This window comes from Kushneria marisflavi (genome assembly GCF_002157205.1).
In the GTDB taxonomy this organism is placed as follows: domain Bacteria; phylum Pseudomonadota; class Gammaproteobacteria; order Pseudomonadales; family Halomonadaceae; genus Kushneria; species Kushneria marisflavi.
Genome location: NZ_CP021358.1, coordinates 3,431,962 through 3,445,101, shown reverse-complemented (window position 1 = coordinate 3,445,101; position 13,140 = coordinate 3,431,962). Strand labels below are relative to the sequence as shown.

Below are 13,140 nucleotides of genomic sequence, written 5' to 3'. Positions count from 1 at the left end.
TCAAATCGATGACAACATCGGCTTCAAGACAAGGACAACGACAATGAAAGCACTGTTAAGCGCCACCTGCATCGCCACCCTGCTGATCTCGGGCGGTGTCATGGCCAAAACTCCGGACAACGTCAAGCTGGCCATCGATGTGCCGTATGAGCCCTTTGTCTATCGCGCCCCTGATGGAGAACTCGAAGGCTTCGAGATCGATCTGGGCAACGAACTCTGCAAGCGCGCTCAGCTCAAGTGCAGCTGGGTCGAGCAGCCCTGGGACGGCATTATCCCGGGACTGCTGGCGCGCAAGTACGACGCCATTTTGTCCTCCATGGCGATTACGCCGGAGCGCGAACGCCAGGTCCTGTTTTCGATTCCCTACTACAACACCCCCAGTATCTGGATTACCGCCCGTGACCGCGATATCAACATTGATGATCGTGACAGCCTCAAGGGATTGAGCGTTGGCGTCCAGCGCGGCTCCATCCGCGATGTTTACGTCACCGAAATGTACGGCGACGTTCTCGACATTCGCCGCTATGGGTCTTCCCAGGACGTTGAAAACGATCTTAAAACCGGCCGACTGGATCTGGCCTTTGAAGACTATCCGCTGGCCATCGAAAGCATCGATTTTCGCAATGACGACAGCCCCTTCAAGCAGATCGGATCCGAAATCAGCACGCCCAAACGTATTTTTGGCAGCGGCGCGGCCATGGCATTTCGCACGCGCGACAAGGCACTGGCCGAGAAATTCAATCAGGCCATTCGCGATGTCTACAGTGACGGTACCTTTGACACCCTGATGAACAAGTATTTCGACTACGACCTTTCCATCCACTCGGAACTCGCGAAATAACATCGGTGAAATAACAGGTCAGACCTTACGGGCAGGCACCAGCCTGCCCTTTTCCCTTGATGGCCCTCGCGCCGCCTTTCGAACCGATTCAGGACGATTTCGTGGAACATCGCACTCATGAGCTGCTGGGCTCCGTACCCGGTCATATCAGCCAGCTGCACAGCTTTCATTACGGCCCGCAGGACAGCGAACGCAGCGTCTATATTCAGGCTTCACTGCACGCCGACGAACTGCCGGGCATGCTGGTGGCCTTCAAGCTCAAACAACACATGGCCGAGCTTGAAGCTGCCGGCCTTTTACACGCACGCGTGTGTATCGTGCCGATCGCCAACCCGATCGGACTGACCCAGCAGTTGATGGATGTTCCATTGGGGCGCTATGAACTGGAAACCCTGAAAAACTTCAACCGCCATTACGCGGACATGACCGACGCCATTGCCGACAATCTGGAGTCAGCACTGGGCGAAGGGGAAGGCGATAACACACGCATCATCAGAGATCGTTTTCTGGCCGCGCTGGAAAACAAATCACCCGCCAACGCCCTGGAATCCCTGCAGCTCACCCTGCAACGACTCGCCTGTCAGGCCGATTACGTGCTGGATCTGCACTGCGATTTCAACGCCGTGGCGCATCTGTACACCACCCCCGCCGCCTGGCCAACGTTCGAGCCGCTGGCGCGCTATTTCGGCGCACATGCCAGCATGCTGGCGACCGATTCCGGCGGCCAGTCCTTTGATGAATGCTTCACACTGGCCTGGGAGCAGCTACGCGAGCGTTTCGGTACACGCTTTCCGATTGCCTATGGCACCCAGTCCATCACCCTGGAGCTTCGTGGACAGGATGACGTCGATCATGAACTGGCCGATCACGACAGTCGCGCTATCGTTGACTGGATGACGCATCTTGGGATGGTCCATGGAGAGGCACCTACACTGCCGCCACTCCCCTTTCCACCCACACCGCTGGCAGCCATGGAGTTTCTGGTGGCACCCCACGGGGGTCTGCTGGTCTTTCATGCCCATCCGGGGGATCAGGTGGTCTGCGGTCAGCTCGTGGCCGAAATCATTGATCCGATCGAGGATAGCGTCCATGAGGTACGCGCCACACAGGACGGCATGATCTATGCCAGAAGTCAGCGACGCATGGCTACCGCCGGCATGATCGTGGCAGATCTGGCCGGCCACGAGAGCCGTCGTAGCGGTTATCTGCTGGCTCCCTGAGACCGGGCCTTTTCGCGGGAAACGTCACTACCAATGGTTAAACCCTGCTTTCGTCATGTGACAATTTTGTTGTGCTGAAATGCAGATAATCCTGGCGTAACCGCCAACATGAGATAGATTTAAGACAGTACAAGGTTTATCCATCCAGCGGAGTCAGGACACCATGCTCAAGAATCAGATCGAAGGCGAAACCAAGACTGCAGTAGGCAAGGCGCAGGAAGCCTATGGTGACTTTGCCGATGATAACGAGATGCGTACCGAAGGTCGTCTGCGCAGCGCAGCAGGTCAGGTACAGTCCCAGTATGGTGAAGTCGTTGACAATGCCCGCGAGTTTACGGTCAAGCAGCCGGTCGGCGCGCTGGCCATTGCAGCAACCGTCGGCTTTGTACTGGGTGCGCTGATCACACGTCGCTGATCACCGCTCAGGCACAACGGCCTGCAAAAAACCGGCTCCCATGGGAGCCGGTTTTTATATGGGTGCGTGACAGAATCCGACATCAATGGCCGAGCATCAGGCAGGGGCTAACCCGTCAGATTCACACAAAGGGCAATAAAAAACCGCCCGGGGAAGTGGGCGGTGAACAGGAAACCAGAAGTGATGACGTCCAGTATAGGCGGTCCTGACGGAACTGCCAGGAGAACTGTCGTGTCCTTCAGGATGGCTTACCAATCGAGCGCCTGCTTGACGAAAGGGATCGTCAATCGACGCTGCGCCGACAGCGATGCACGATCAAGGCGGGTCAGAAGTGCCAGCATGTCGCCCAGCTTTCTTGGCCCGCGATGCAAAAGATAACGCGCGACCTCATCAGGAAGCTGCATGCCACGCTGATGCGCTCGAAGCCGCAATACTTCAAGGCGATCCTGATCACTGAGCGGCTGCAGATGAAAGGTCATCCCCCACCCCAGACGTGACGCCAGATCCGGCAGCACCACCGGCAGCACTCGAGGAGAGGCCTGAGCCGCGATGATCAGCCGGCAATTGGCATCTCTCAGGCGATTGAAGCAATGAAAAAGGGCTTCTTCCCAGCGCTTGCGGCCGATCACCCTCTCAAGATCATCAATGGCGATCAGATCCAGCGCCTCCAGATCCTCAAGCATATGCGGCGGGAAATGCCCAAGATCGTCGAGCGGCAGATACAGCGCCCTGGCCCCCCGATTACTGGCTTCCAGACAGGCCGCCTGAAGCAGATGGGTACGTCCGCTGCCGGATGCTCCCCACAGATAAATAAACTGCTCGCCGCCATCATCAAGCTGATGGCGCAGATGGGTGACAAGACCTGCATTGGCACCGGACCAGAAGCTGGCAAACGTGACATCGTCACGCGCGCCAACTCCTAGTGGAAGCTGTAGGGTATCCGGACTCATTACGGCGTCCATGCTCAAAACAAGGGGAACAGCAGTCACATTATCATGAACCCGATGGCTCCGGGCAGCCTATCGATGGACAAGCATGCCGCGCTGCCATTGCGGTGCGATTGGGCATGGCCGATGGTACAATGCCGGCCTTCTTGATTATCGCTCTGGCCCCGGCCGGAACCCCGTCTCATTTTCAGTGACAGGACCCCAACATGACCGAGCCCTCGTCTCGTGATTCCCTCTCCTACAAGGATGCCGGTGTTGATATCGACGCCGGTAATGCGCTGGTCGAGCGCATCAAGCATGTCGCCAAGAGTACAACGCGACCGGAAGTAATGGGCGGGCTTGGCGGTTTTGGCGCCCTGTGCCAGCTTCCCAGCGGCTACCGCGAACCGGTACTGGTGTCAGGTACCGATGGCGTTGGCACCAAGCTCAGGCTGGCCATGGATCTGGGGCGTCATGACACCATTGGTATCGATCTGGTGGCCATGTGTGTCAACGATCTGGTGGTCGCCGGTGCCGAGCCGCTGTTCTTTCTTGACTACTACGCCACCGGCAAGCTGGATGTCGAGATGGCTGCCGATGTGGTCACGGGCATCGGCGAAGGCTGTCGTCAGGCCGGATGTGCGCTTGTCGGTGGCGAGACTGCCGAGATGCCGGGCATGTATGAAGGTTCCGATTACGACCTGGCAGGCTTTTGTGTCGGGATCGTTGAAAAGTCGGAAATTCTGGATGGTTCAAAGGTCGGCGAAGGCGACGTGGTACTGGGTCTGGCCTCAAGCGGCCCCCACTCCAATGGGTATTCGCTGATTCGTCGCGTGCTCGAACGCAGCGGTGCCGCCCCTGATACGCGCCTTGAGGACGGCCAGACCCTACGCGATGCGCTGATGGCACCTACCCGCATCTACGTCAAATCGCTTCTGGCCATGCTCCATGACAGCGACGTGAGCGTGCACGCACTTTCCCACATTACCGGTGGCGGCCTGCTCGAAAACATTCCTCGCGTATTGCCGGACAACACCAGCGTCCATATCGATGCACAGGCCTGGCCGCGTCCTGCCATCTTTGACTGGCTGCAGCGCGAAGGCAACATCGATGAAACCGAGATGCATCGCGTGCTCAACTGCGGCATCGGCATGGTGGTCGTGGTAGCGGCCAGCCAGGCCGAGCAGGCCGAGACCTTCCTGGAAAGTACGGGAGAAACCGTGTACCGACTGGGTCATGTCAGCCGCTCGGATGATACACAGCCCGGCGTTGTGCTTGAAAACGCACGTCAGTAATCGAGCAGGAAACGTCATGTCCGATAGCGAAACCTCCGAGCAGGACTTTCAGCCCGAACAGCCTGACCGCCAGCGGCTGGTCGTGCTGATCTCGGGTAGCGGCAGCAATCTGCAGGCGCTGATTGATGCTGAAGCCCATGATGAGCTGGGCGGTGAAATTGCTGCCGTCATCTCCAACCGTGGAGATGCCTATGGACTGGTACGCGCCCGCGAAGCCGGAATACCGGCCGTGGTACTGCCTCATCATGAGTACGACTCGCGCGAAGCCTTTGATGCCGCACTGGTGAAGGTCATTGACCGTCATGCCCCGGATCTGATCGTGCTGGCCGGTTTCATGCGTATTCTGACACCGGCCCTTGTACGGCGCTATCACGGCCGCATGCTCAACATCCACCCTTCCCTGCTGCCGCAATATCGTGGGTTGAACACGCATGCACGTGCACTGGCAGACGGCGTATCGGAACATGGGGCCAGCGTGCATTTCGTCTCCGATGAGCTCGATGGTGGCCCTGTCGTGGTTCAGGCAGCCGTCAAAGTGGCCTCCGATGACGATGAGGCAACTCTGGCAGAACGGGTGCTCACCCGAGAGCATGTGATCTATCCGATGACGGTGCGCTGGTTCATGCAGGGGCGCCTCAAACTCACGCCTGAAGGCCCACGTCTGGACAATCACCCGTTACCCGCAAGCGGGCTTCGGCTGTCTCCGGACGATGTGACCGAAGAAGACCTCTGAAGCCCTCCGCGCGGCGCTCACTTGAAGCGCCGCGTGTGTGAACAACGCCATCACCGGCCCTCGGTGGTGGCGTTTTTGTTTATTCAGGCCGATTCATTCACACCTGATTCGAGTGTCATGATTTGCCGATCCGCCTTGAAGGCTTTTGTGTGTTCATCGTTCAGACTTGCTGCGTTGATCGGTTATGCCAGGCTTATGACCTGATCAATCACTTGATTGAGTCTGTCAGGAAAACAGGGAAGCTTTCACATGAAATATCGTCCGCTCGGCAACTCCGGCCTGCTGGTTTCTGAAATGGCACTTGGCACCGTTCCCTTCGGTGGCAGCGGTGGCTTTGAAAAGGCGGCCAGTGTCGATGTTGATGGCGCACGACGCCAGTTTGATATGGCGCTGGATGCCGGCGTCAACCTGATCGACACGGCAGATCTCTACTCAAAGGGCGAAGCCGAAGAGCTGGTTGGTCGCGCCCTTGGCGACAAGCGCAACGACATCATTCTGGCCAGCAAGGCGAGAAGCCCGATGAGCGACAACCCGAACCATAGCGGATTCTCGCGCTATCACTTGATTAATGCCTGTGAGGCGAGCCTCAAGCGTCTTGGCACCGACCGCATCGATCTTTATCAGATGCATAACTGGGATGGCATAACGCCGGTCGAGGAGATGCTTTATGCCCTCGACCACCTGATACAAAGCGGCAAGATCCGCTATTACGGCACGTCCAATTTCACCGGCTGGCAGATGATGAAAACCATCGGCAAGGCCGAACTGCATCACCTGATGCCGCCGATCAGCCAGCAGATCTATTACACGCCGGAGTCTCGCGAGGCGGAGTACGAATTGATGCCGCTGTCGATCGATCAGAATATCGGCACGCTGATCTGGGGGCCGCTGGGGGAAGGCGTCTTCAATGGCAAGCTGCGTCGTGGTCAGAAGGCGCCGGAGGGCACACGCCAGGGCAATGGCTGGCCCGAGCCCTACATCCATGACATGGAGCGCGCTTATGACATCATCGAGCTGCTGGCCGAGATTGGCGAAAAATACAATGCATCGATTCCTCGTACCTGCCTTGCATGGCTCAAGGACCGTCCGGGTGTGACCTCACTGATCATCGGCGCTCGCAATGAAGCGCATCTAAAGGATGATCTGGCCGCTGCCGAGATGACCCTCAATCAGGACGATATTGACCGTATTGAAGCGGTGACACGCCCGGCCCCACAGTACCCATACTGGCATCGCGTGGTGTCCGGCATGGATCGTATCGACAGGGCCGAAAAACCCTTCATCGATCATTACCGCAAGACCATCGAGAACCGCAGCGACCAGCGCTGATGATCAGCAGTGTTCATTAAGGCGTAAAACAGGGCCCGCCCATTGGGTGGACCTTGTCAATCAAATACTGCCCTGAACACCAAAGTATGACGCATAAAAAAGGCCCCCAATGTTTAATTGGGGGCCTTTTCGCGCGAAGCCCCGAAGGGCTCCAATCATGCCTGAGGCATTAACGCTTGGGCTTCGGACGGCCCTGAACGGCCTTGAAGCGCGGGTTGGACTTGCAGATAACGTAAACGCGACCGCGACGCTTGACGACCTGACAATCCTTGTGGCGAGTCTTGGCTGACTTGAGTGAGCTGACGACCTGCATGCTACCTCCGTCTCCCTGAATGATCAGGGGCGATTAAATCCGTGATTTCAACATTGTCGCCAGCAGGATGGATACTGCTGACGACAGTGTCATTGATATATCTGAACAGACCTCTACAGCCATCCAGCAGATGGCCGAGAGCGATCTATCAGTCCTGATTCATCTGCTGCTTGATCAGGTCACCGATAGTGGTCGGACCGGAAGTCTCGGTCTCCTGCTCACGCATGTTGCGCATGTTCTGACGAGTCTCGTCCTGATCCTTGGCGCGGATAGACAGGTTGATGACGCGGTTTTTGCGGTCAACACCGACAATGCGTGCTTCAACGCTGTCGCCTTCGTTGATCACGGTACGGGCGTCTTCAACACGGTCACTGCTGATCTCGGAGGCCTTGAGTACGGCGATGACGTCAGTTGCCAGTTCCACGTAGGCTTCACGGGCATCCACTTCGGTCACACGACCGGACACGAGTGCGCCCTTGTCGTTAACGGCCAGGTACTCGGACATCGGATCGCTTTCCAGCTGCTTGATGCCCAGCGAGATGCGCTCACGCTCCGGATCGATCGACAGGATGACGGCCTCGGCTTCTTCACCCTTGCGATAGCGACGAACGGCTTCTTCGCCAGTCTCGTTCCAGGAGATGTCGGAGAGGTGCACCAGACCATCGATGCTGCCATCCAGACCGATGAAGATACCGAAGTCGGTGATCGACTTGATGGTACCGGAGACACGGTCGCCCTTGGCAAAGCGCGAGCTGAAGTCTTCCCACGGATTGGAGGTGCACTGCTTGATGCCCAGCGAGATACGACGACGTTCTTCGTCGATATCCAGCACCATGACTTCAACATCGTCACCGACCTGAACCACCTTGGACGGATGGATGTTCTTGTTGGTCCAGTCCATTTCGGAAACGTGAACCAGACCTTCAACACCCTCTTCCAGCTCGGCAAAGCAGCCGTAGTCGGTCAGATTGGTCACGCGTGCGTTGACCTTGGTGCCTTCCGGGTAACGATTCTTGATGTTGACCCACGGATCTTCGCCCAGCTGCTTCAGACCCAGTGATACGCGGTTGCGCTCGCGGTCAAACTTCAACACCTTGACATTGATCTCGTCGCCAACAGCCACGATTTCGCTCGGATGCTTGATGCGCTTCCAAGCCATATCGGTGATGTGCAGCAGGCCGTCAACACCGCCGAGATCGACGAAGGCGCCGTAATCGGTCAGATTCTTGACGATACCGTTGATCTGCTGGCCTTCCTGCAGTGTCGCGAGCAGTGCTTCACGCTCGGCACTGTTTTCGGCTTCAAGTACGGCACGGCGAGAAACGACAACGTTGTTGCGCTTCGCATCGAGCTTGATGACTTTGAAGTCGAGTTCCTTGTTTTCCAGGTGCGCGGTATCGCGAACCGGACGGACATCGACAAGCGAGCCCGGGAGGAAGGCACGGATGGAATTGACATCGACGGTGAAACCGCCCTTGACCTTTCCGTTGATCACGCCCTTGACGACTTCGTTTTCCTCGAAGGCTGCTTCCAGTTCCTTCCAGGCTTCGGCACGCTTGGCCTTTTCGCGAGACAGGCGTGTCTCACCGAAACCGTCTTCCACGGCTTCCAGCGCAACCTTGACTTCATCGCCGACCTTGATGGTCAGTTCACCATTGTCGCTACGAAACTGTGCCGCAGGGATCTGCCCTTCGGATTTCAGCCCGGCGTTGACAGTGATCCAGTCACCTTCAATGTCCACCACGGTCGCCATGACAATGGCACCGGGTTCCATGTTGATGTCCTGAAGAGACTGTTCAAACAGTTCTGCAAAGCTTTCGCTCATGGTATTCCTATAGTGATCAACAAAAAGCAACCGGGACGGCTGCATTCTCCACGCCACCAACAAGCGCGGGCCAATGACAAACTCCCCGGGGACGTTAACGCTGGTTAGACGTGGCAGGGTTTACAGATGTTGACCGCTGCCACCCCATGACGTCTTGCCGGGGCCTCCGGAAATTCAGGCGCTCATTGCGGGCTTTTCAAACCACGCAGGGAGAGAAGTGCTTCAATGCGTGCCACGACATCCGGGATCGAAAGCTCGGTCGTATCAATCGTGACCGCATCCTCGGCAGGCCTTAATGGCGCCACCGTTCGCTGCATGTCACGCGCGTCCCGAGCCTCTATCTCCTTTAAAAGGCTCGAAAGGCTAGCATGTTGTCCGGCCTGCCGCAACTGATCGTGTCTTCTTCGCGCCCTTTCCTCGGCGCTGGCTGTCAAAAATATCTTGAGCGGGGATTGCGGAAAGACCACGGTGCCCATGTCACGACCATCGGCCACCAGCCCCGGCGCTTTGGCGAACTCACGCTGACGTGCCAGCAGTGCATCACGCACGCCAGTGATCGCGGCAACCTGTGAAGCGCATCCACCGACATGCTCGTTGCGAATGTCGGCGCTGACATCCTCGCCTTCCAGCATGATCCGTGTGTGTTCGCCTTCGCTGACAAAGGTCACATCCAGGTCACGCGCCACCGACTCAAGGGCGACACCATCGGTCATTTCGATACCACGACGCAGGGCAGCCAGCGCCGTCAGACGATAGAGCGCCCCCGAGTCCAGCAGATGCCAGCCCAGATCCTGGGCGACCAGTCGACTGATCGTGCCCTTGCCGGCCCCACCGGGGCCATCGATGGCGATGACTGCTGCATTGGCCTGCTGACTCATGCGTCCTCCGAAACGACCTCAAGCTGCATGCCGACCTCTCGGACCAATGCAGGAAAGTTGGGAAAGGACGTCGCCACGTTGGCGCAGTCACGAATGGTGATGTCTCCCTCGGCGCACAGGGCAGCCACGGTAAAGGCCATTGCAATGCGATGGTCCCCAAGGCTTTCAACTTCGCCCCCGTGATAACGGCCACCCACGATGTCGATACCGTCTTCGACCACCGTGTTGGCCACGCCCAGGATATCCAGACCGTCGGCCATGGCCTTGATACGATCGGACTCCTTGACCCGCAGTTCAAGCGCATCGCGAAGGCGGGTGGTACCACGGGCATTGGCCGCCGCGATAAAGAGCACCGGAAACTCATCAATGGCAAGCGGCACCTGATCCACCGGGATATCAATCCCGTGCAACTCGGCGTGACGCACCCGCACATCGGCGACCGGTTCGCCGCTGACCTTGCGCTCATTGAGCAGCTCAATATCGGCGCCCATCTCGCGCAGGATGTTGATGACACCAACACGAGTCGGATTGATACCCACGTGCTGCAGGGTCAGATCCGCCCCGGGGGTAATGGAGGCAGCCACCAGGAAGAACGCTGCCGAGGAAATGTCCGCCGGCACATCGATGAAGCCGCCAGTGAGCCGACCACCGCCTGCGATATGGGCCACATCCTCATGACGAGCGACCGGATAGCCAAAGGCGGTCAGCATACGCTCGGTATGATCCCGAGTCGGCGCCGGCTCACGCACCCTGGTATCGCCGGTGGCATACATGCCGGCCAGCAGCAGGCACGATTTGACCTGAGCACTGGCCATGGGCAGATCATAATCGATACCGGCCAGGCGCTGCCCTCCGCGAACGGTCAGCGGTGGGCGACCACCCTCACCGGTATCAATGACGGCGCCCATCAGTCGTAGCGGGTCAGCGACGCGCCCCATCGGGCGACGATTGAGAGAGTCATCGCCAGTGAGCGTGACATCAAATGTCTGTCCGGCCATGAGCCCTGCAAACAGGCGCATGCTGGTACCGGAGTTGCCCAGATACAGGGCGCCTTTTGGCTGTTTCAGGCCGTGAAGACCCACCCCGTGGATGACCACACGGCCGGCCTGAGGACCTTCAATCGCCACGCCCATTTCACGAAAGGCCTGAAGCGTGGCCAGGCTATCCTCACCTTCAAGAAAGCCTTCCACGGTCGTTACGCCTTCAGCCAGCGCACCCAGCATGATGGAGCGATGCGACATCGACTTGTCGCCAGGCACTCGAATGTTGCCCCTGACCTGACCGCCGGCGCTCGCACGGTACACAACGTTTCTGGTTTCCATGACCTGATAGCTCTTCTGGCTGAGTAATCTGTCGAAATAATGTCGCGCGTGACTGGCGCGGGAGAATATGCCCAGCATGGCATCGCCGTCACCGCGTGCCACGGCAGTACGAAGTTCGCTGACGCCGGCCTCGAATTCCGAAAGCGCTTCAAGCACCGCTTCCCGATTGGCGAGATAGATGTCGCGCCACATCACCGGGTCACTGCCCGCAATGCGGGTGAAATCACGAAAGCCACCGGCAGCGTAGCGAAAGATGTCGAGCCGATCATCCTGACGCGCCAGCGTGTCGACCAGTGAAAAGGCCAACAGATGCGGCAGATGACTGGTCCGCGCCAGCACCTCATCGTGACGCTCAACCGTCAACTGCTCGATATGGGCGCCACAGGCGCGCCATAGATGTTCAACGCGTTTCAGGGCCTGCGGATCGGTATCGGCTTCAGGGGTCAGAATCACACGATGACGCTGATACAGCGCTGGATTGGCGGCCTCAACGCCGCTTTTCTCTGCACCGGCGATAGGATGACCCAGCACCAGCCAACTTGGTACTCGACCAAGCGCCGCTCGGATCTGATCACGAATGGCCGATTTGGTACTGCCCACATCGGTCACTACCTGACCGTGACGACGAAGCTGGCTCAGCTGCGCCATGACCGGTGCAATCGCCATGACCGGTACGGCCAGCACGATCAGCGAGACATGAGGCAAAAAGGCAGCCGGGTCTGCACCACCATCATCAATCAATCCCATGCGCCGCCCCAGAGCGACCTCATTGGGATTGAGATCAACGCCAAAACAGCGCCCGGCATAACCGGAATCGCGTAGGGCCGCCAGCAGCGAACCGCCGATCAGCCCCAATCCGATGACCAGAATACCGGGCTCTTCGGACAATACGGTCGACGCCCCTGAAATGGCCTGCTCGCTCAAAGCACACCCACCGGATAGGACCCCAGTACGCGCACGTCGGCGGCCCGCAGCCTGACTTCTTCCAAGGCCGCCTGCACGCGCGGCTCTTCCTGATGCCCCTTGAAATCGATGAAGAAGACGTAATTCCAGAGACCATGGCGAGAAGGCCGGCTCTCAAGACGCGTCATATCGACATGATGTCGATGGAAGGGTTCGAGCAGGTCATGCAGGGCACCCGGCTGATTACGCATGGAAGCCACCAGCGACGTCTTGTCCTCACCACTGGGCGGCACATCGTGGTTGCCGATGATCAAAAAGCGCGTCGAGTTGTCCGGCATGTCCTCGATCTTTTCTTCGAGGCGCTCAAGGCCATAAAGCCGCGCGGCCATGTCACCGGCAATGGCTGCGGTGTGCCATTCGCTTTTGACCCGGCGCGCCGCTTCGGCATTGGAGGACACGGCCACACGTTCGGCGTGCGGATAGTGGGCATCAAGCCACTTGCGACACTGTGCCAGCGACTGTGAGTGGGAATAGATGCGCGACACCTTGTCCCGGCGCGTGTTGCTGCCGACCAGTAGGTGGTGATGAATACGCAGAACCACCTCGCCACAGATCCGCAGGGAGGTATCCATGAAGGAGTCCAGCGTGTGATTGACCACGCCCTCGGTCGAGTTCTCGACCGGCACCACCCCATAGTTGGCAGCACCCGCCTCGACCTCGCGAAAGACCTCATCGATGGCCGGCAACGGCTTGCAGACCGCACTGTCACCAAAATGCTTGAGGGCAGCCTGCTGGGTAAAGGTGCCTTCCGGCCCGAGATAGGCGGCACGCACTGGCTTTTCCAGCGCCAGACAGGCCGACATGATCTCCCGGAACAGGCGCGCCATCTCCTCGCCCGCCAGCGGCCCCTTGTTGAGGGCCATGATGCGCTTGAGGACCTGAGCTTCGCGCTCGGGGCGGTAGAACACTGCCTCCGGGTCTTCGGCCAGTTTGACATGAGCCACCTGCTGGGCGCAGGCCGCACGCTCACTGATCAGATCGAGAATCTGCTGATCCAGCGTATCAATGCGATCACGCAGGGCGCCAAGATCCACGCCCTGATCGTTATTGTCGAGAGAAGAAGACTGATCGGTCATGTAG

General features: G+C 58.5%; 12 protein-coding genes. 6 read left to right on the top strand and 6 right to left on the bottom strand.

Annotated features, from left to right (window positions below):
- Positions 1 to 43 precede the first annotated feature (43 nt).
- The 3 genes from B9H00_RS15650 (at position 44) to B9H00_RS15640 (ending at position 2,476) form a co-directional block, all read left to right on the top strand.
- On the top strand, positions 44 to 841 hold the full coding sequence (locus B9H00_RS15650; protein ID WP_086901431.1) for a transporter substrate-binding domain-containing protein: 798 nt from the start codon (positions 44 to 46) through the stop codon (positions 839 to 841).
- A gap of 101 nt (positions 842 to 942) precedes the next feature.
- A complete protein-coding gene (locus B9H00_RS15645; RefSeq protein ID WP_086901936.1) occupies positions 943 to 2,061 on the top strand; it encodes a succinylglutamate desuccinylase/aspartoacylase family protein in 1,119 nt (372 codons plus the stop codon).
- A gap of 163 nt (positions 2,062 to 2,224) precedes the next feature.
- Complete coding sequence (locus tag B9H00_RS15640; RefSeq protein WP_086623074.1) at positions 2,225 to 2,476, top strand: CsbD family protein; 252 nt, start codon at positions 2,225 to 2,227, stop codon at positions 2,474 to 2,476.
- A gap of 248 nt (positions 2,477 to 2,724) precedes the next feature.
- Here the strand turns inward: B9H00_RS15640 and hda are convergent, their stop codons facing one another.
- The gene (gene hda, locus B9H00_RS15635) at positions 2,725 to 3,426 is read right to left on the bottom strand and encodes a DnaA regulatory inactivator Hda (protein ID WP_086901430.1); all 702 of its coding nucleotides are present in this window, start codon (positions 3,424 to 3,426) and stop codon (positions 2,725 to 2,727) included.
- 203 nt (positions 3,427 to 3,629) lie between these two features.
- Here hda and purM point away from each other — a divergent pair, with 203 nt between their 5' ends.
- The 3 genes from purM to B9H00_RS15620 all read left to right on the top strand — a co-directional run bounded on the left by purM (position 3,630) and on the right by B9H00_RS15620 (position 6,759).
- A complete protein-coding gene (gene purM / locus B9H00_RS15630; protein WP_086901429.1) occupies positions 3,630 to 4,697 on the top strand; it encodes a phosphoribosylformylglycinamidine cyclo-ligase in 1,068 nt (355 codons plus the stop codon).
- 16 nt (positions 4,698 to 4,713) lie between these two features.
- Positions 4,714 to 5,430, top strand: a complete 717-nt coding sequence (purN, locus tag B9H00_RS15625; RefSeq protein ID WP_086901428.1) for a phosphoribosylglycinamide formyltransferase — start codon at positions 4,714 to 4,716, stop codon at positions 5,428 to 5,430.
- 249 nt (positions 5,431 to 5,679) lie between these two features.
- Complete coding sequence (locus B9H00_RS15620; RefSeq protein WP_086901427.1) at positions 5,680 to 6,759, top strand: aldo/keto reductase; 1,080 nt, start codon at positions 5,680 to 5,682, stop codon at positions 6,757 to 6,759.
- Positions 6,760 to 6,928: 169 nt separating this feature from the next.
- Here B9H00_RS15620 and ykgO read toward each other — a convergent pair whose 3' ends face one another.
- The 5 genes from ykgO to pheA all read right to left on the bottom strand — a co-directional run bounded on the left by ykgO (position 6,929) and on the right by pheA (position 13,136).
- The gene (gene ykgO, locus B9H00_RS15615) at positions 6,929 to 7,072 is read right to left on the bottom strand and encodes a type B 50S ribosomal protein L36 (RefSeq protein ID WP_086901426.1); all 144 of its coding nucleotides are present in this window, start codon (positions 7,070 to 7,072) and stop codon (positions 6,929 to 6,931) included.
- A 148-nt stretch (positions 7,073 to 7,220) separates the two neighbouring features.
- Positions 7,221 to 8,897: a 30S ribosomal protein S1 gene (rpsA, locus tag B9H00_RS15610; RefSeq protein ID WP_086901935.1), complete on the bottom strand. Its 1,677-nt coding sequence runs from the start codon at positions 8,895 to 8,897 to the stop codon at positions 7,221 to 7,223.
- Between the two features lie 182 nt (positions 8,898 to 9,079).
- Positions 9,080 to 9,775, bottom strand: coding sequence for a (d)CMP kinase (cmk, locus tag B9H00_RS15605; RefSeq protein ID WP_086901425.1), 696 nt, complete (start codon positions 9,773 to 9,775; stop codon positions 9,080 to 9,082).
- Positions 9,772 to 12,021, bottom strand: coding sequence for a bifunctional prephenate dehydrogenase/3-phosphoshikimate 1-carboxyvinyltransferase (locus B9H00_RS15600; protein ID WP_236944306.1), 2,250 nt, complete (start codon positions 12,019 to 12,021; stop codon positions 9,772 to 9,774). The genes cmk and B9H00_RS15600 overlap by 4 nt, the downstream gene beginning before the upstream one ends.
- Entirely contained in the window at positions 12,018 to 13,136 is a 1,119-nt protein-coding gene (pheA, locus tag B9H00_RS15595; RefSeq protein ID WP_086901423.1) for a prephenate dehydratase, read from the bottom strand. The genes B9H00_RS15600 and pheA overlap by 4 nt, the downstream gene beginning before the upstream one ends.
- Positions 13,137 to 13,140: the final 4 nt, after the last annotated feature.